The organism is Paenibacillus sp. CR_12, from assembly GCF_041953985.1.
GTDB classification, from domain to species: domain Bacteria; phylum Bacillota; class Bacilli; order Paenibacillales; family Paenibacillaceae; genus Paenibacillus_AQ; species Paenibacillus_AQ lautus_A.
The window spans coordinates 1048077-1065545 of the sequence record NZ_JAVFHO010000002.1; the positions used below are offsets into that span (position 1 = coordinate 1048077).

A 17469-nucleotide genomic window follows, 5' to 3' on the forward strand; every position below is an offset into this window, starting at 1 on the left:
AGTATCTGCAGGCTGGGGCGGAAGTATAACTAAGAATAGGCAGGATGGTGTTTAATCCATGACATGGCAATGGTGCCTTCGCCTGCATGTATGCCTGCAACAGGGATAAAGGTCATGATTTCGGTCTTAAGCGACGGATGAGCTCCGCTGATTTCCTTCTGGATCTCCTCGGCCTCTTCCACGTTGTTCGCGTGCATGATGCACACCTTCTTAATTTTCTGTATGTCTGTTTTCATGATATCGATCATTTTCTGCTTGGCTTTCTTAAACGTCCGGATCTTCTCCTCCACAATGACTTTGCCTTCGTCAAAACGGAGCAGCAGATGTATGCGGAGCAAATTGCTCAGCAGCAGCTGCGTACCGGACACCCGGCCGCTGATATGAAGTCGATGCAGGCTTGCCGGTATGAGATAGAACGACATGTTGTGCACCATGGTCTGAATTTTATCCTTTATCACCTGTACGGTATCCCCCTGGCTGTGCCAGTGAATGCCGGACATAATCATTTCGCGCACCGGAAACGCTCCCGCTTGAGAGTCGATGCCAACCACGGGTACCTCGGCAATCTCGGCCGCCTGCAGGGAAGAATTCAAAGTTCCGCTGAGCTCCGAAGAACAGTGAATCGCAATAATATCGTCATACTTCACTTTCAGGGTTTCGTAAAGCTCAATGAATTCTCCGATGGGAGGCTGGGAACTGCTGACTTTCGGCTCGTCTTTCATCCGTTCATAAAAGGCTTCTGCCGATATGTCGATTCCTTCCCTGTAGGCCTCTTGGCCCAGAATCAACCTCAAAGGCACAATGTAAATATGATGCTTCTTGGCGAATTCAGGGTCGATAGTGCTCGTGCTGTCGGTTACCCATGCAATGGATCTCATGATCGTGTTCACGTCTCGCTTTCGTGTAGTAAGAAATAGGAATGGAAGCGATTTAAGCCGCTCATTTCATCATATCTTACCCTTGCGGCGCATTGCAAATGGAAGGGGGATGATTTCACGTCCTACGCCTGGGTTCGCCACACAAAAGCCTTATTTTCCGCCTACGTTATACCCTTTTTCCCCAAAAGGTTCCAGCCGTTCGATCCAATAGGCTTCCCGCTTGCTGACCGCACCCTTCAAATCGAAGAACGGATCTTCCTTCGGCTCAATCTTCTCCAGGATCTCAAAAACAAACGCATCCTCTCCAAACTCTTTCCAATCCTGCTGAAGCGGCTTGTTGTAGCTTGTCCCCATCTGCAGCTCGAAGCGCTTGCCGTTCATGGTTTTCAGATTGTTCGTTCCGGCGACGAATATTTTACCGTTCTTCGTGTTCCGAATTTGATACACGCCGGCTTCAATCTTGATCTCCTTGTACATCTGATTCAGTTCCTGTCTGCGATTCATGGCCTTAACGCCTCCTTCTTGCTTTCATCTATGTCGTTAGCCAGTACTGGCTTCCATCATCCTTGCGATCCAAAAAACCATATTCGATCAAATATCGGCGAATGGTCACATAATCGGGATTGTCTCTTCCGATCGTATCGTTGATTTCCTGCTCGGAATACAAGACATCGGGTTTAAAACGGGCGGCGATTTCGCGCAGCACGACGTACTTCTGCTTCTCTTTAAGCTTAAAAGTCTTCAACGGGCCATCGGTCCCCTCGGGGAACGCCTTGGCTAGGATCGATTGCCTCTCTTCTTCCGTAACATTGTAGCGTTCATCGATCATTTTGGCCTGCTTGGGGATCTCCACGAACGCCGGAGCATGGCTGTCCTTTTCCTTCAACAGCTCCATCAAGGTCAGCAGCACCTTGGACTGCCTCTCCTTCTCTTTCAAGGCAAACCGGTGATTGCGTATCGTCGACGCGCTGCCGATGCCGAGCTCCTGCTGGACCTCCTTGTCGTTCATGCCTTGATAGAAGAGCTGCAGCAGCCGGTTCTGATGCTCGGTCAGTCCGGTCAGCTTCTTATCGAGGCCGGACAGATACTGAAACACGGAGCCATGCTCCCGTCGGATATGAACGGTCATGTATCGTTCCGATTCGTACAGCACATCCTCATCCGGGTAGATGATCCCTTTCTCCAGCGTCTTGCCGCACAAGAGACATACCCAGACGGGGCCTTCGTCGATATAGCCTTGTTTAAGTTCATCTATGGAAGCATTCCAGAAGCGTTCATTTAGGTCCATCGCACACACCACTTCCCCCAAAGTTATTTACATAGACATTTTATATCTTTGTCTATAGCATGTCAATCAAGCCCCACGACGACATAATATTTCTTCCTCCCTCCCGTGGAACCTGCTAGAATAGAGGTTGCTGCTGTAAAATTTAGGGGGTATCATCATGGGATTCATACAACAGTCGGCAAAAGAAATGCGTTCTTGGCCGCGCAACATCAAGCTGTTTTTTCTAGCTAACGTGCTGTATCAGTTCGGTACCGGCATGTTCAGCGTGCTCTACAATTTGTACATACAAGGCCTGGGTTATAATGACTCCATGAATGGAACAGTGGTCAGTATTCAATCCCTCGCCACGGCATTGATGTTTATCCCGATCGGCTTGATCGGCGACCGCGGAAGCCGCAAGCGAATCCTGGTCCTTGGCGCGTTGTTAAGCGGCACCGGACTGATTGCGCGAGCTTTTCTGGCGAGTGAGTTCAGCTTGCTTGGTCTCGCGGTATACACCGGACTGTTCGCATCCTTTTTTCAGGTGCTGGCGATTCCGTTTCTGGCGGAAAATACGGCGAAATCGGCTCGTATGCGCATCTTTAGCATCCATGCCTCGCTTGTGCTTGCTTCTCAAGTGTTAGGCAGCATGGGAGGCGGCTTCCTGGCGGATGCCCTGCAGGCATTCGGCCTGAACAAGGTCGATAGCTTGAAAACGGCCCTGTTCATCGGCGGTCTGGCAACCTTTGCGGCATTTATCCCGCTCTTGTTCACGACCGACAAGAACGACGCGCATGCACGGCCTCTGGATGCACCCATCCCGGATCAACCCCTGCGCCCTGGAGGAGCGGTTACCGCCTCCGGGATCGGAGATTTCAAAGTCATCGGGCAGTTCGCGCTTGCCCAGCTGTTGATCGGCCTCGGGTCCGGACTGGTCGTTCCTTATTTGAATTTGTATTTTACCAACCGTTTCTCGGTATCGTTATCCGCGGTTGGGATTCTGATATCGCTCGGACAAGTCATGACGATTGTATCCATGCTGATCGGCCCTTCGCTGGTGAATCGGGTAGGAGCCGTCAAAGCCGTGGTTCTCTTTCAAGTCCTATCCTTGCCCTTCCTGTTGTTAACCGGCTTCACGAATGTCCTCCTCATCGCATCGGTCGGCTTCCTGTTCCGTCAAGCCTTGATGAATGCGGCCAATCCGATACAGTCGTCGATTCTGATTGACCGCGTACCGGATCACCGGAGAGGCATCGCCAATTCCGTCACGCAAACCGCCTTTATGCTCGGCTGGGCGACGATGGGGCCCGTACAGTCGAAATTGGTCACCACATACGGCAGCTACTGGGGATACGCAATCACCTTCTGCATTACCGGAACGCTGTACGTCATTTCCTCGTTCCTATATTACCGAATGTTCCGCGAACGCAAGGGCAGCGGTCTTTCCCCGGATGCTTCCGCTACTCTCTAGCCTCGACCCGCAGCGGTTTGACATGGGGCGGGACATCCCGTTCGCCTGCAGGAACGGTCCGGGCCTGAAAGCTTCCCTTATACCGGAAGACAGGCCCCAATATCGGGTTGACCACCTCAACGGATATTCGATATAACTGATATTCGTCATCATACCATTCGCATACATCGGCCGTTCCGGTGAGCCACCGGGGAAATCGAAACTGCAGCCGTCCTTCATAAAACCTCTGCTCCCCCGATCGAATGCGAATTCCGCCATGCTCCGCGGCAGCGATCCGAAGATCGACTGCCAAGTGCTGTTTGTTTCCCAAATAATCCACGACGCGGCTGCGCTGTGCGCTATAAATCATCGTGGCGTCAAATCGTCTTCGAATGCCAGGAAAATCAAAACTTCGGCACCACGTCACCGTTTCTCTTCCCCAGTCATCCCGATAAGCGTAGTTCTCAATCCGAAACGGGATCCCTTTCCCCCGGTTAGGAAACATGATATGCCGCATTGTACCTATATGCAGCGGCAGCGCTGCCCATCGAGCGTACCAGATTTCTTCCATGATGCCTTCGCCGATCGAAGCGACGTTATCCTTGCTGTCGAACCCGAACCGCTCCTGGATTTTAGGATGAAGCTTGTGAAACTGGCTTCCAAGCGCCTGCTCATAGATCGAGGTCATGTTCATTCACTCCTTTATCGGATGTATGCCCACGGACAGTTCTTTGTCTTCGAACCGGACGGTAAGCGCTTGGCAAGTCCGATGCGGACAGCGAAGCCATGAAGCAGAATCCAATCATCGATCCGCTAAGCGTTAACGGATTGAACGGGGCTTTCATTAATTCGGCATCCGTCATCCATGCTCCAAGCATCAAGATCGCAAGCAAGATCATGATCAGCCTGTACCACAACCGGTTCTTGTGAAAGAGCAATGTCAATAAACCGACGCCGATCTCGGTGATGCCGAGCAAGGTCAGCAGCATCCCTTCCCGACCGGCTGCCAAACCCGACTGCCTCAGCAGATCAAGCTCTCCCGCTTCCGGGAACAGAAGCTTCGGAACCAGTCCTTCATAGCACCATAGAACAACCAGCATAAACACGCTTAAAGCGTGGATGATTGCCTTTTGGATCGTGACCGTAGGCGGAATATCCTTCTCGGCCCATAATCGGAGCACATCGAAGCTCCAAGCCGTCGCTGCGCCGAATAAAGGCCGAAACAGCAGGCGGTCAAACCAGGCCCCCGGCATGCCGAACCGCGTCCTGTAATCGTATTGGGTCGAGAAACGGATGACGCCGTTGCCGCTGTCGGCGTATTTCCAATAGCCGCTCCCCTCCTTAACCAGGGAAATGCGCTGATCCGAGCCGAATCGCAGCACCGAGATCCGGTTCCCGGTCCTCGGGTGCACGGCCGTTTTCGTAGCGCCCGTTCCCGTAACTTCCAGTCCGAATCCGATGCGGGTTTTGTATAAAAACCGCTGGACGTCCGAATCAGCCTGCGGCAAATCATGAATCTCGGAAAAACGCAAATCCCATTGTTGATGCAGCTCGGGTCTCTGTGTCAATGACCACAATGTTTCCATATCCGTCTTGATGTCGAGTTCAACATAGATCGGATTTCTCTTCATGCGCACTCAGCTCCTAATGGATAACCCTTCTCGGTGACAGCCGGGCCCCTCTATTTACAAGCCATTTTACCGCTGAGGGGGATTCCCCGTTAGACCTCACTTTTATAGAACAAACGAAGAAGAGGTACTACGTTTCGTAGTACCTCTTCCATTTCTTCCATATGATCCGTCTTCCGTCCCGAAGCTAGTTGTCGTTCTCTCTCACGATCCCTTTTCGGCGGACCTTCTCCACGGCCTCCCTGCTGCTCCTCACCCCGAGCTTTTTCAGAATTTTATTGATCTGATTCTTGAGCGTGCTCTCGGTTTTGAACAGCTTCTTCTCCATTTGGGAATGGGTGAAACCCTCATCCAACAGATCAAACACTTCACGTTCCGCCGGCGTCAAGCTCCGCAGCTGTTCTTCGCGCTTGAGTCGGGCAAATTCCTTGAGCAACACCTCCATCGATCCCGGTTGATGTACGGCGCTTCGGATTGCGGCCGGCAATTCCTCGAAATTCGATTTCTCAATGTAATTGACGGCTCCGGCCGTATAGGATTGCATGATCACCAACTCGTCATCCAGCGAGGTCAGCATGATCACCTTGGCCTCGGGCTTTCGTTCATGGATTTCTGCAGCCGCGTAGATGCCGTCGAGTCGGCCCGCCGTCAGCTGAATATCCATAAGCACGATATCGAAGGACAGGACTTCCGCCATCGCAATCGCTTGTTCGGGGGACTCGGCCGCGCCGACCACGATCATATCCTCCTGCGCATTCAGAAAAACGGTCATTGATTTAATCCAATCCGGATCGTCCTCGACCAGAAAGACGTGTATTCGATTCAAGGCTCTTCCCTCCCGGATAAACGAATGATTTTGCTGCGGGGAAAATACAACGTGATCTCGGTACCGACCGATTCGCGGCTCTCCAATCCCACGGAGCCGCCGCTTTTCTTCATCACGTTGTACGCATAGGTAAGGCCAAGTCCGAAGTTTGACTTCCTGTGGCCCTTGGTGCTGTAGAACGGTTCAAACACAAGCGGCTGCTGCTCTTCCGGAATGCCCATGCCGTTATCCTTGACGGAAATCGCGGCTCCCTTGCGGTCGGCCGTTACCGTCAACGCGATCACTCCTCCGTCAGGCATCGCCTCGACGCTATTGCTTATGAGATTGCTGATCGCTTCCTTCAAATGGACGGCATCCGCAAGCAGCCAGGGACGCTGTGTGCACAGCACCTTTAACTCGATGCCATGGCTGCGCAGCCGTTCCTGTTCGCGAAGCTGCAGTTCAGCAAGCAGCTGATCCGCGCGGACAGGCTGTTCCACCAGCTTAAACGCCTTCATCTGCTGCTGCATGCGCCCTGTCATCGCTAACAAATGCTTGGAAGCGTTAGCGATGACATCAAGCTGCTCCAGGGCCGTTTCGTTATCCGGCGACAGCAGCCGCTTCACGTTATCGGTGCTCATGGCGATTTTCCCGACCTCGTTCTTGATGGTATGATTCAGCATCGTTGTACCCGAGCTGACCGCTTGCATCGTGCGATCCAGCGGATCGCGCTCGAATTTCAGGCGGACGCCCAGGACGCCGTACACAAAGGTGCAGATGACGGCAACGCCCATCGAATACAGAATAAACAGGGATACGTACCGGAATGAATCGTAACCGGGCCAGATGACATTCCCTACATTTATCAACAGCATCACACCGAGCAAGGTTGGCACCATAATCCAGGTGGTAATCCACATGCTTTTGCGTTTCTGCGGGTTCTTCTCAGAGGATAAGGCTCCAATGAGCAGAGCGCATGCAGCAACATAATACGGGCCGGTCCATACGAACAGCCATCCGTAATGAATCCGGTAATCTTTCGTAAGGAGCACCTGGACCAGCATCGCGAACACAGGCAGCAGCAGGCCTATTTTGAGATCACGTTTTCTCCTATGGTGCCGGGGCCTGCCGGTATACACCATGCAAAATATCAACACGCCGTAAGGTGTCAGGGTATGGTTGAGGAATTGAATCCACGGCCCGTAGGCGGTCGCAATAAAACCGGTAGGCGCTAGCCAGTCCGTCAACCCCCCGATCCCTGCACTCCACAGGAAAAAAGCCGCCCAGCGGTTCACCTCGCTTCGAGGCTGATTGAACAGCAGCACGGCCGCTGCAGTCCAAAGCGCGAACACATAATACATCAAGACGCATCGTTCCATTCTCTTCCCGAATATAGTTTCATCCTACCATAATTGCGCCATCAGGGGGACCTCCCTTCTTACCCATGCCGAGGAAATAAAGATCACTGATATATGACATTGTTTATTTCTTCAATACCTTCATTTTACATTGCGAAAACATTCAGTTTACATTCAGCCGCGCTTAAGAAAGATATCAGGAACGATTGATAGGATAGATCTCGTAAGCAAACAAGCACACGAAAGACAGAGAGAAACGAGGTGGAAACATGACAACCCCATTAAAATACCGGAACGAGCTGAAGTTCTTCGTGAATCTTCACCAATATCGGATCATCAGCCAACGATTGAAAAATCTGGTGACCTTCGATCAGCATGCCGGACCCGCCGGGGAATATCACATTCGAAGCTTGTACTTTGATGATATCAATAATAAAGCCCTATACGAGAAGCTGGCGGGCGTCCGGGATCGGGTGAAATACCGCATCCGTATTTATAACGTAGCCGACGACACGATCCATTTTGAGAAGAAAATCAAATTTCGGGATTACATCGCCAAGCTGAAGGAGCCGCTCACAAGGGAGATGACAGATCAGATCATGGCCGGACAATACGACTGTCTCTACCAGCCGGATAAGCCTTTGATGATGGAGCTGTACCACGAGATGAAGCATAAGCTGCTGCGGCCCAAGGTCATTGTCGATTATGTCCGCGAGCCTTACGTCTGCGCTAACGGAAATGTGCGGATTACGTTTGACAAGGAGCTGAGAACCGGCCTGCACTCCACGGAACTGTTCAATCGAAACCTGCTGCCGATCCGGGCGATCGATGAGAATCTGATCATACTCGAGGTCAAATACGACGAGTACATTCCGGATTACATCAAAATCGCGCTGCAGTTGGAAGGCCTCAACCGGCAATCGGCTTCCAAATATGTAATGTGCCGTAAATTTCTGAAATATAACACATGGGAGGATCAATAGTTCATGAACACCACATCGACTTCAAGCAATACGAACACCACCAATTTTTCGGATATCGTCAAAAAATCCGTCATGGAAAATTTCGTATCCGACATCAGCATCGCCAAAATTTTGATCACGCTCGCCGTTGCCTTTGTTATCGGGCTGTTTATTTATCTGCTCTATAAAAGGGTCTTCAGCGGCGTCCTGTATTCCAAGAGCTTTAACGTGTCGCTGATCGGGATGACGATGATCACGGCCGTTGTCATCATCGCCATCAATTCGAATCTCGTGCTCTCGCTCGGTATGGTCGGCGCGCTCTCCATCGTCCGTTTCCGTACGCCCATCAAGGACCCAACCGATCTGATCTTCCTGTTCTGGGCCGCGGTTGCCGGGATCGTAACCGGAGCCGGATTCTACACGCTGGCTGCCATCGGCTCCGTCGTTGTCGGTCTTATCCTGTTCTTCTTCATTAAGAAAGCGACGGTCGATACCCCTTACCTGCTGGTCGTCCATTGCGATAACGAGCAGGCCGAGCAAGCCGTTCAAGGACAAGTCGGTCAGGCTGTGAAGCGTTACAACCTGAAGCAAAAAACCGTGACGCCAGGCAGCATCGAGCTGACGCTGGAAGTACGGCTGCGCGATGCCGAAGGCCAATTCGTGAACAAGCTGTCCCAGCTGCAGGGCGTTCAACATGCGGTTCTGATCAGTTACAGCGGCGATTATGTATCCTAAGTCAGGCGGTGGTCAGAAATGATGAAGAGAAGAACGACAGTCCTGCTGTCCCTTGCGCTGGCCATAATCCTTCTGCTCACAGGCTGCCAAAGGACAACACAGGTTGCCGGGACGGCTGGAAGCTCTGAGAACGATGGCCTGCAGGAGCAAATCGATTCCGCGGTTTTTCCGAAGGACAAGGTCATTGACGTTAAAATCACGATCGACGAAGCGGATTTCCAGGATATGCTGGACAACGCCAGCGCTGAAGAATACAAAGAAGCGTCCGTCAATTACAACGGCATGCAATTTGATCATGTCGGCATTCGCACCAAAGGCAATTTAAGCCTGCGCAGCGTGGTCAATTCAGATTCCGACCGCTACAGCTTCAAGATTTCCTTTGACGAATATCTCAATCAAACCTTGAACGGGATCAGCAAAATCAATCTGAACAACAACTACAGCGACGCCTCGTATATGCGGGAATTCCTGACCTACGAGCTGGCGGAATCCGTCGGTCTGCCCACACCCGGCTTCTCTTACGTCAATGTATACGTTAACGATGAATTATGGGGGTTCTACCTCGCAATCGAACAGATTGGCGATTCTTATCTGCAGCGTCATTTCGATCATTCGTACGGCGCATTATACAAAGCACAGATGACAGGCACGGGCAGCGATCTGGCTTGGCTCGGCAGCGACCCCGATTCGTACACCGGGCTTGTCATGAAATCCAAGTCCTCCAATGACGATGTATTGATCGACATGCTCGACGAGCTGAACAACGGCACCGATTACGAGAAGGTGCTGGATGTCGATAACGTGCTCAAGTACGTTGCCTTGAACGTCGTTGCCTCCAATATGGACAGTTACTTGGGGATGAACAAACAGAACTACTACCTGTATGAGAACAACGGCATTTTCTCCGTCCTGCCCTGGGATTATAACATGGCGTTCGGAGGGTTTGGGGGCTCCGGCATCCTGATTGACGAGCCCACTCAGGGTGCTTTGGCGGAACGTCCCCTGATTGCCAAGCTGCTCGAGGTTGACGAATATAAGGAACGTTACCACGCCATCCTCTCGGAGATGCTGGAGGGATACATGCAGCAGGACCATTTCGAGGAACGCGTAGCGCAATTGCAGGAATTGATATCCGAGCACGTCAAGCAAGACCCCAGACCGTTCTACTCCTATGAGGAGTACGAGCAATCGCTCCCGACATTGACCTCATTCGCGGAAGAGTCCATGGATAATATCCAGCAGCAGCTGGATGGGACGATCCCTTCGTCCGGCGACGGAAGCGGCAGCGGCGGCGGGATGGGGCCTGGTGGCGGAGGAGGTATCAGGCCTGACGGCGCCGGCGTGCGACCTGGTGGTGACGGGATGGTACCTGGCGGCAATACGAATTCCAATGATGCCGCCCAGGAGAGCTCTACCGGCACCGGGACAAGCACGGCACCGGATGGAACAGCCGGCAGCGGGACTAACGGGACTGACGGGACTGGGATCGTTGTCCCTAACGACGCCCCGGGCGGAGGCATCTCTGGCGAAAACACGCCCGCCAACAACGACGGTGCCGCTTTTGCTCCTTCCAGCAACGCGGATATTACTTCCAGCGGCATTGGAGAAGGCTCTGGCGACGCTCCTGACGTGGATGAATCTGTCTCGTCGATTGTATCAGCGGTTGGACCAGGCACAAGCAGTTCCGACGAAAGAACAGCGATGGATGCTGCTTCTGCCGTTAATCCAACAAGTCATGCAGAGGAAAGTAACGCAGAGGAAAATTCTACAGATTCAACGCAAGCTCCGAACCAGCCCTCTACAGGCGGCAATCAACCGACCATGCCGCAAGCGCCGGCTCAGAATGGTCAAGGGCAGATGCCGGATTTCCCTCAAGGCCAGATGGGGAACGGGTTCGGCGGCGAGTTCGGCGGACAAATGCAGGGAGGACGCGGAATGGGCCGGCCTGGCGATTGGTCGAACGAAGCAGCCCAGGAGCAGGGCAGCACCCAGGAAGCCTTGTACGCAGGAGTTTCCCTCGTATTGCTGCTGCTCTCATGTCTTTTTGTGGCTCTATATAAACGAAAAAGATTGTAATCAGCAAGCAAGGGACAGTTCCGAAGGCATCGACCTTTGGAACTGTCCCTTTTATATACGCTAATCGTTTATTAGCCGATATCCGTTACATAATCATGCAATTATTAAGCGGTGATCCACGTTAAAATAACCGGTGCCGCGATGAGGAGCGCGCCGAGCGCTACGATGGTTCTCGTCGCATTTCCGGACAGTTTGCGCTGTGTCTCCGCCGAACGATAACAGCCGCTGAACTGCAGGCGATTGCGATAGAGGACCAGGAACCAACATACATTTCCCGCAAACAGAAACAGGAAATATAACCCTTCCCAAGGAATCCAGGACTTCAGGATCTGATGCTCTATGCTGCCCAGAACCGCTGTCACGACCATCAGAATGATCATCATTCGAATGATTTCCAGAATGGATGAGGCCAATTTGGTCATAAATGCTTCCTCCTTTCATTCATGCCGATACTGGATATTTTACCATTATACAGCAAATACAAGGACTCCGCATCCATTCCCGTAGAACGATCAGGAACGGGGAGCTCAATTGGAGTTGAGCTCAGCTTCTTGATCGTGAAACGATTGTTTTCTTACAAAGTATGAATCCAGCTTCCGACTGCCCCATAGGGACAGCAAGATAAAGGCTAGGACACCGAGCAATTTGAAGGGCTCCGCCATAAAATCCGAGAGATTAGCCCCGATGTATGAAACGCAAAACACCATAATGCCCTTGCCCAAGGTTACGGCCATGAGATAGGACATGACATTCATTCTCGCCAGTCCGGCGGCCACGTTGACAGCGACAAACGGCCCGACGGGAAGTATGCCCAGCAGAAAAACATAACTGAAGCCGTTGCGTTGAATCCAGCGCATGCCGCGCTGAACCTTCGGTTTTTTCGCCCAGCGTTCGATCAGGGGAGTACCGGATATTTTCCGCACGAGGAGAAACGTCGTCAAGCATCCCGCCACCATTCCGATCCAGGAGTAAAGAAATCCCGCCCACAGCCCGTACACCGCTGCATTAACGCCAACGATCACGATCGTGGGCATCGGAGGAATAAAGGATTTTAAGAAAGTCAGCAGTATGCCCGGCAGAGGGCCTAAGGCTCGAAACTGGTCAAGAAACCATTCCAGATTGCTCTGTGTAAAATAAGACATGATGTCCAAGTAGCCATTCAATGACTTCACCCATTTCCGCTAAGTATTGCTTGTCCTAACCGACTTGCAGCACCTGATTCAGCTGAGCCAGATGGTGATTATCGTGCCAGATGAAATCCCGCATAAATTGCGCCACTTCAAAGGGATGTCCGTCTCCGTCCGCGTACCGCTCCTCATACTTCGTTTCCGGCAACGCTTCAATGGTCCGAATCAGCTGTTCCCTTGCGGTTATCGTCCGGTCCACCAGCGCTTCCGTCGATAACGTTTTGGCATATTGCTTGGCCTCCTCATTGAAGGCGTCATAATCCAGATGCCGGACGGTCAATGCATCTCCCGTTGAGATTTTGGCGATAGCCTCATTAAAAAAATACTCATCCCATCGCATGATATGGCACACCACGTCGCGCACGGTCCATTTCCCATCCGCAATCGGGGAATTCCAATAGCCCTCTTCCAGGACACCGAACTCCTTCACCTTGCCGATCCATTCCGAATACTCGTTTAACAGCTGCTGTTTGTCATTCATATACATTCTCCTTGTCCATATATGATTTGATATAAGCGTCCAGTCGAGCCTCCGGCCAGCGATACATCTCCAGCAGCTCCTCATAAGGATCGCCCGGTAAATGCAGCAGCTTCGCAAAGGCAGGTTCCGTCTTATACCCCGCCTTCTTCAGCTCAATGATGGTTTCTCTTGCAGCTTCGCCGAGCCGCTTCAACAGCTTGTATTCCACTACCATATGGCGGTAACCGTTCTGCTTCACGGAAGGCACCGGCTGGGCAAAAATCTCGAATTCCCAGCCTTTGTACCGAAATCGCGCTACTGCTCGCTCTACGTTCCCCACACTTCGGAAAGAGTATGTGAAATCCGAAACAAGTCGGTCGTATGACGCTCTGAGTTCTCGCTCGAACCGGTCAAACTCCGTCACATGACATATGATATCGAGATCGCTTGAAGCGATGTCAATCCCTATAGGGATCGTGCCCACCAATATAGGACTGCAGGATTTCAAATGCTCCCACAGTTCCAGTTCATCTATGACCGAAGCTGCCTGCCTCTGCTTGGCCGTGCCTTCACGTAAATAGTCCAGGTTTAAAAAATCCGACTCTGCTTGCATCGCTTCCCACCTGCCCTATTCCGCTGAACTTTCAGGTTGACGCTCGGTCCAGGTCGTCCGGACATAGCCCAGCTTCATGCCGACGGCTTCCATGTCGCGATGGCTCTGGGATAAGAAGGCGCATTGACCGACAACCAGATTGCACCCCTCCCGCTTCGCGTCCCGTATTCTTCTGCGAAGCAGCTCCTGATGCAGCCCCCGTCGACGGTATTCCGGCAGCGTAGCGGCAAATGTAAGCGAAGCCGTGGAATGGTTCATATGCATGACACCGGCCGCAGCCGGCTGCTCATCCACATAAGCCATATAGAACCTCCAGCCCGGCCTTGCATGCAATACGCGATTGTTCAATGCTACGGATGGGATCCCTTGCACCGGCAGTCCTGTTCCCAGGCAATGAACTTTAGCATAATCTTCAAACTCGTCTTTGTCTATTCTTTTGATCACAATTCCGTGATCCGGCATCTCCACCAGTTCTTGCGGGTTCATATACATGGAATTATGAAAGGCGGATTGGAAGAATCCGCGATCGGCAAGCGCCGAGAGCAATGCCTGATTCACCATGGCGGGCACGATCTCGAACTGGAATTTGCGGTCCCGCGATTGATAGAAGTCGATGATCGCGTCCAGATCCTTCAGATTCTCCGAACGGAGTCCTTTGACCGTGTTAAAAGAAAGCCAAGGCATCGTTTTGCTGTACAAGCACAGCGCTTGGCCGAAACGAACCATCTCGATCCCTTCGGGATTTCCGGTCCGCCCTTCGATGGCTTGCATTCGATCATACATATACTCCGTTTCCGAACGCTGAATGCGATGGATTAGCTCCTCGGATGGAAGATGCGGCATGGTTACCTCCTATGCATTATGTATTCAATTTTAAAGATCCGTGATAAATAGAGCCCGAAGATCGTGTACGGATGCTTCGGGCTCTAGGCTTGCTGTGTATGGTTTATTTCGCGCTGCCCGGCAGATCGCAAGATCCGTCGGCACACATGCCGTCGTTGCTGTCGGACTCGTTCACCATGACCAGGGGATTCGCTTCACGATAGGCTTTGTCCAGTGCATCCGTGAAAACTTCCAGCGGTTGTGCGCCGGACACGGCATATTTGCCTCCGAGCACGAAGAACGGCACTCCCCGAATTCCAAGATTCGTCGCTGCGGCTTCATCTGCGCGTACCTCGGATTGGAAAGCATCGCTTTCAAGCACCGCCATAGCCTGCTCCCGCTCCAGTCCGACCTCCGCCGCCAGATCGGCGAGCAGGTTCTTATCTTCCAGATTCTCGGCATCCGTGAAATAGGCGCGGAACAGCCGCTCCGTCATGTCTTTCATTTTACCATGCTGCGCAGCAAAATGAACCAGTCGGTGAGCATCAAATGAATTGGCAGGGATCACGCGGTCCATGTGGTAGGTAAGTCCAACACTGGCCGCTTGTTGAGTCACGTTGGCATTAGCTGCCTTGGCCTGCTCTATGCTCATGCCGTATTTCGCCGCCAACAACTCGTCCATGGACACCCCGGGCTTATACGACGCATTCGGATCAAGCTCAAAGCTGCGATATACCACTTCAACCTGATCCTTATGAGGGAACTGCTCCAATGCCGATTCGAACCGGCGCTTTCCAATATAACAGAACGGACACATAAAATCCGACCAAATTTCAACTTTCATTTAATTCGCCTCCTAGCGAGCAGGAATACTAACTTACTAATTGTAACCCGCTTTCGCCCTGATATCAACACTACATATGAAAACGGCAATGCTGCACGGTAATCCATGATATGAGCACACGGTAAACAGCCTTCAGCGATGCTTCCTGCTATCTTGTATCCTGGCCTGAATCCAGTCCATCACAACCGCACAGCCAAGCTTCCCCTCCAGGGAGCCGTTCATCACCAAATCCGCATGCCAACGGGTAGGCTCGACATATTGATCATGCCTGTATCGCACAAGCTGCAAATATTCCTGTATCACGCTTTCCTCGCGATGACCCTTCTCGATGAACCGCCGGTTTCTGCGAAGCATTCTTTCATCCGCGGGACAGTCGACGAACAGCTTCAGATCCAGGGAGTTTCGAAGATCCTCGAATTGATACAAAAGAAACCCTTCAATGACGATGACATCATGGTCACCGCAACGGGCGGCTTGTTCTATCTCATCGGTCAGACGCTGGATGTTGACGGCGTCCGGATGGTTAAAATCCTCAAAGATTGTATTCGTAAAGGGCGCTTTAGACATAGGTTTGACGGACATATAATATTTGTCCATATGAAAGAGCGCCACCCGATACTCGACAAGCTTTTCCTTGAGTTGGAGGCTTAGCGTCGTTTTGCCGCTGCCCGTCCCCCCGCCTATCCCGATCCTTATAGCACGGCCATGATTCATGTTCTCGTTCTTCCTCCGCATTTGGTTCACTGTGTAGACTTCAGTCGTTTATATTGCATTACCAGATTGGCCAGGTTTTTTAAACCTATCCTTATCTGATGTCTATATTAAAAAACAGACAGCGTGCCGCCGCCTGTCATTTGTACTTTTTCCAATCCATTTCGCTGTGTTCCAGCAGATATTCAAAATCGTTATCGCGACGCTTCTGTTCCGCCTTGCGTGCAGCTTCCCGTTCCTGCCGCTCCTTCTCCAGCCGCTCGGCTTCAGAGGCCTTTAAGGACTCGGTTGTCGCCTTCAGCTTTGCCAAAACTTGAGGGTCCAGCATATCTTTTAGCGTTGCGGGTTTATCGGCAGTTTCCGTCCGCGGCGCCGGGGACGTTCGTTTCTTTTTTGCCATAAATACTCACCTCGATTTCAATCCATTATACCATCTTAAATGTCGTCTGACATCCGTATCTATTGAAGAGGATTTACAAAAAAGGAGAGCCTCTCGGCTCTCCTTCTCGTTATGTATACTTACTTAAGGGCGATCGATGGGACTTGAACCCACGAATGCCGGAGCCACAATCCGGTGCGTTAACCCCTTCGCCACGACCGCCATGACAATGGACATATCATCATGCCCGAGATCATAATATATCAGATATTCAGCCGTTTGGCAAATTGTAATTTCTTACATCGTCCCTTGATTTCAACGACGAGTAAATACTATACTTACTTGAACTCCGTCGTCTGACCAAGAGTCCACATACGCTACAACATGATGATTCAGCATAGGGGGTAAGACATTCATGATCTATCATATCGATTACGTCTCAGAGGGATTGCATGTGAAAGGATATCTGGGTCTGCCGCCGCTATTGTCCCTTAATCGCAGCCAGGAGATGTCCGAAACGGTCGACGCCATACCCGGCGTTACGGTAACCGGCACGCTTGCATGCTCCTTGTATAAGGACCCTGTTCCGGAAGGAGCCTCCGGGTCGATCGAACCGAAGCTGCCGCTGGTCCTGTATTGCCGCGGAGGCATAGGCCGGATCGGCGCGGTCAGGTTGAAATGGGTCGAAGAATTCGCGGCGCAAGGCTATGCCGTGTTTGCTCCGGCCTATCGCGGAAACGAAGGCAGCGAGGGCAGGGATGAGTTTGGGGGCGCCGATACGATGGATGTGATCACCGCCTTGGAATGGTTATCCCGCATTCCATGGATAGACAACAGCCGCATGCATCTGCTGGGCTTCTCCCGCGGGGCGATCAATGCTGCCGTGGCAGCCGCCCGGTCATCTCATGTATCCAAAATGATTCTATGGAGCGGCGTCTCCGACCTGGCGCAGACCTACGAGGAACGGATCGATCTGCGCAGAATGATGAAACGCGTCATTGGCGGTACGCCGACCAAGTTTCCGGAACGATACCTTCTTCGGTCCCCGATTCACTATGCGGATCGAATCCGATGTCCGGTCCTGATTGTGCATGGTACGCGGGACGAGCAGGTCCTGGTTGAACACAGCTTCCGGATGCTGGACAAGCTTCAAGAACTGGGACACCAGCCAGAAGCCCACCTGTACGAAGGGCTGGGACATCATTTCCCGCCGCTGCAGCATGCCGCGGCGATCAACCGGATGTTCGACTGGTTGAAGCGAAGTTAAGGCGTAATTAATCTAAAGCTCATGAGG

General features: G+C 52.0%; 20 protein-coding genes and 1 tRNA gene. 5 read left to right on the forward strand and 16 right to left on the reverse strand.

All coding sequences use genetic code 11. The annotated features are described in order from the left end of the window. Positions 1-29: 29 nt before the first annotated feature. From RB297_RS08440 to RB297_RS08450, 3 genes are all read right to left on the reverse strand, one after another. On the reverse strand, positions 30-878 hold the full coding sequence (locus RB297_RS08440) for a DegV family protein (protein ID WP_036661431.1): 849 nt from the start codon (positions 876-878) through the stop codon (positions 30-32). A gap of 150 nt (positions 879-1028) precedes the next feature. Continuing rightward, positions 1029-1382 (reverse strand): GIY-YIG nuclease family protein, encoded by a 354-nt coding sequence (locus tag RB297_RS08445; protein WP_096774395.1) that lies wholly within the window; start codon positions 1380-1382, stop codon positions 1029-1031. 28 nt (positions 1383-1410) lie between these two features. Further along, on the reverse strand, positions 1411-2166 hold the full coding sequence (locus tag RB297_RS08450) for a DUF2087 domain-containing protein (protein ID WP_096774396.1): 756 nt from the start codon (positions 2164-2166) through the stop codon (positions 1411-1413). 157 nt (positions 2167-2323) lie between these two features. Here RB297_RS08450 and RB297_RS08455 point away from each other — a divergent pair, with 157 nt between their 5' ends. Then, entirely contained in the window at positions 2324-3616 is a 1293-nt protein-coding gene (locus tag RB297_RS08455; protein ID WP_192571364.1) for an MFS transporter, read from the forward strand. Here the strand turns inward: RB297_RS08455 and RB297_RS08460 are convergent. The 4 genes from RB297_RS08460 to RB297_RS08475 all read right to left on the reverse strand — a co-directional run bounded on the left by RB297_RS08460 (position 3606) and on the right by RB297_RS08475 (position 7389). Further along, on the reverse strand, positions 3606-4283 hold the full coding sequence (locus RB297_RS08460; protein WP_096774398.1) for a DUF4166 domain-containing protein: 678 nt from the start codon (positions 4281-4283) through the stop codon (positions 3606-3608). The two genes, RB297_RS08455 and RB297_RS08460, sit on opposite strands and share 11 nt — an antisense overlap. Then, a complete protein-coding gene (locus tag RB297_RS08465) occupies positions 4267-5226 on the reverse strand; it encodes a DoxX-like family protein (RefSeq protein ID WP_375120246.1) in 960 nt (319 codons plus the stop codon). The genes RB297_RS08460 and RB297_RS08465 overlap by 17 nt, the downstream gene beginning before the upstream one ends. Before the next feature lie 184 nt (positions 5227-5410). Beyond that, a complete protein-coding gene (locus RB297_RS08470) occupies positions 5411-6049 on the reverse strand; it encodes a response regulator transcription factor (RefSeq protein WP_096774400.1) in 639 nt (212 codons plus the stop codon). Then, on the reverse strand, positions 6046-7389 hold the full coding sequence (locus tag RB297_RS08475) for a sensor histidine kinase (protein WP_375120247.1): 1344 nt from the start codon (positions 7387-7389) through the stop codon (positions 6046-6048). Before RB297_RS08475 ends, RB297_RS08470 begins: the two co-directional genes overlap by 4 nt. A gap of 266 nt (positions 7390-7655) precedes the next feature. On the opposite strand from RB297_RS08475, the gene RB297_RS08480 reads away from it, so the two are divergent. The 3 genes from RB297_RS08480 to RB297_RS08490 are packed head-to-tail and all read left to right on the forward strand — an operon-like array spanning position 7656 to position 11159. After that, positions 7656-8369 (forward strand): polyphosphate polymerase domain-containing protein, encoded by a 714-nt coding sequence (locus RB297_RS08480; RefSeq protein ID WP_375120248.1) that lies wholly within the window; start codon positions 7656-7658, stop codon positions 8367-8369. Positions 8370-8372: 3 nt separating this feature from the next. Further along, the gene (locus RB297_RS08485) at positions 8373-9083 is read left to right on the forward strand and encodes a DUF4956 domain-containing protein (protein ID WP_015736180.1); all 711 of its coding nucleotides are present in this window, start codon (positions 8373-8375) and stop codon (positions 9081-9083) included. 18 nt (positions 9084-9101) lie between these two features. Continuing rightward, positions 9102-11159, forward strand: a complete 2058-nt coding sequence (locus RB297_RS08490) for a CotH kinase family protein (protein WP_375120249.1) — start codon at positions 9102-9104, stop codon at positions 11157-11159. Positions 11160-11263: 104 nt separating this feature from the next. On the opposite strand, the gene RB297_RS08495 is transcribed toward RB297_RS08490, so the two are convergent. The 9 genes from RB297_RS08495 to RB297_RS08535 form a co-directional block, all read right to left on the reverse strand. Beyond that, positions 11264-11581, reverse strand: a complete 318-nt coding sequence (locus RB297_RS08495) for a hypothetical protein (RefSeq protein WP_375120250.1) — start codon at positions 11579-11581, stop codon at positions 11264-11266. Between the two features lie 105 nt (positions 11582-11686). Further along, complete coding sequence (locus RB297_RS08500) at positions 11687-12331, reverse strand: TVP38/TMEM64 family protein (RefSeq protein WP_015736183.1); 645 nt, start codon at positions 12329-12331, stop codon at positions 11687-11689. Between the two features lie 25 nt (positions 12332-12356). Next, complete coding sequence (locus tag RB297_RS08505; protein ID WP_096774405.1) at positions 12357-12827, reverse strand: DinB family protein; 471 nt, start codon at positions 12825-12827, stop codon at positions 12357-12359. Further along, on the reverse strand, positions 12820-13419 hold the full coding sequence (locus RB297_RS08510) for a DUF4269 domain-containing protein (RefSeq protein ID WP_375120251.1): 600 nt from the start codon (positions 13417-13419) through the stop codon (positions 12820-12822). The genes RB297_RS08505 and RB297_RS08510 overlap by 8 nt, the downstream gene beginning before the upstream one ends. A 15-nt stretch (positions 13420-13434) precedes the next feature. After that, positions 13435-14262, reverse strand: coding sequence for a GNAT family N-acetyltransferase (locus tag RB297_RS08515; RefSeq protein WP_192571356.1), 828 nt, complete (start codon positions 14260-14262; stop codon positions 13435-13437). Positions 14263-14365: 103 nt separating this feature from the next. After that, on the reverse strand, positions 14366-15085 hold the full coding sequence (locus RB297_RS08520) for a DsbA family oxidoreductase (protein ID WP_277746328.1): 720 nt from the start codon (positions 15083-15085) through the stop codon (positions 14366-14368). Positions 15086-15217: 132 nt separating this feature from the next. Beyond that, the gene (locus RB297_RS08525; RefSeq protein ID WP_375120252.1) at positions 15218-15799 is read right to left on the reverse strand and encodes an AAA family ATPase; all 582 of its coding nucleotides are present in this window, start codon (positions 15797-15799) and stop codon (positions 15218-15220) included. Between the two features lie 136 nt (positions 15800-15935). Further along, the gene (locus RB297_RS08530) at positions 15936-16196 is read right to left on the reverse strand and encodes a YqkE family protein (protein WP_015736189.1); all 261 of its coding nucleotides are present in this window, start codon (positions 16194-16196) and stop codon (positions 15936-15938) included. Between the two features lie 128 nt (positions 16197-16324). Then, positions 16325-16397, reverse strand: a tRNA-His gene (locus tag RB297_RS08535). A gap of 193 nt (positions 16398-16590) precedes the next feature. Here RB297_RS08535 and RB297_RS08540 point away from each other — a divergent pair. Beyond that, positions 16591-17442 (forward strand): alpha/beta hydrolase family protein, encoded by an 852-nt coding sequence (locus RB297_RS08540; RefSeq protein ID WP_277746329.1) that lies wholly within the window; start codon positions 16591-16593, stop codon positions 17440-17442. Positions 17443-17469 lie beyond the last annotated feature (27 nt).

Excerpts from the sequence above, each read along its gene's own strand:
- RB297_RS08445 (WP_096774395.1), bottom strand. The coding sequence starts at position 1,382 with ATGAATCGCAGACAGGAACTGAATCAGATGTACAAGGAGATCAAGATT.
- RB297_RS08540 (WP_277746329.1), top strand. The coding sequence starts at position 16,591 with ATGATCTATCATATCGATTACGTCTCAGAGGGATTGCATGTGAAAGGA.
- RB297_RS08465 (WP_375120246.1), bottom strand. The coding sequence starts at position 5,226 with ATGAAGAGAAATCCGATCTATGTTGAACTCGACATCAAGACGGATATG.
- RB297_RS08530 (WP_015736189.1), bottom strand. The coding sequence starts at position 16,196 with ATGGCAAAAAAGAAACGAACGTCCCCGGCGCCGCGGACGGAAACTGCC.
- RB297_RS08475 (WP_375120247.1), bottom strand. The coding sequence starts at position 7,389 with ATGTATTATGTGTTCGCGCTTTGGACTGCAGCGGCCGTGCTGCTGTTC.
- RB297_RS08515 (WP_192571356.1), bottom strand. The coding sequence starts at position 14,262 with ATGCCGCATCTTCCATCCGAGGAGCTAATCCATCGCATTCAGCGTTCG.
- RB297_RS08525 (WP_375120252.1), bottom strand. The coding sequence starts at position 15,799 with ATGAATCATGGCCGTGCTATAAGGATCGGGATAGGCGGGGGGACGGGC.
- RB297_RS08490 (WP_375120249.1), top strand. The coding sequence starts at position 9,102 with ATGATGAAGAGAAGAACGACAGTCCTGCTGTCCCTTGCGCTGGCCATA.
- RB297_RS08460 (WP_096774398.1), bottom strand. The coding sequence starts at position 4,283 with ATGACCTCGATCTATGAGCAGGCGCTTGGAAGCCAGTTTCACAAGCTT.
- RB297_RS08495 (WP_375120250.1), bottom strand. The coding sequence starts at position 11,581 with ATGACCAAATTGGCCTCATCCATTCTGGAAATCATTCGAATGATGATC.
- RB297_RS08485 (WP_015736180.1), top strand. The coding sequence starts at position 8,373 with ATGAACACCACATCGACTTCAAGCAATACGAACACCACCAATTTTTCG.
- RB297_RS08440 (WP_036661431.1), bottom strand. The coding sequence starts at position 878 with ATGAGATCCATTGCATGGGTAACCGACAGCACGAGCACTATCGACCCT.
- RB297_RS08510 (WP_375120251.1), bottom strand. The coding sequence starts at position 13,419 with ATGCAAGCAGAGTCGGATTTTTTAAACCTGGACTATTTACGTGAAGGC.
- RB297_RS08520 (WP_277746328.1), bottom strand. The coding sequence starts at position 15,085 with ATGAAAGTTGAAATTTGGTCGGATTTTATGTGTCCGTTCTGTTATATT.
- RB297_RS08455 (WP_192571364.1), top strand. The coding sequence starts at position 2,324 with ATGGGATTCATACAACAGTCGGCAAAAGAAATGCGTTCTTGGCCGCGC.
- RB297_RS08505 (WP_096774405.1), bottom strand. The coding sequence starts at position 12,827 with ATGAATGACAAACAGCAGCTGTTAAACGAGTATTCGGAATGGATCGGC.
- RB297_RS08480 (WP_375120248.1), top strand. The coding sequence starts at position 7,656 with ATGACAACCCCATTAAAATACCGGAACGAGCTGAAGTTCTTCGTGAAT.
- RB297_RS08450 (WP_096774396.1), bottom strand. The coding sequence starts at position 2,166 with ATGGACCTAAATGAACGCTTCTGGAATGCTTCCATAGATGAACTTAAA.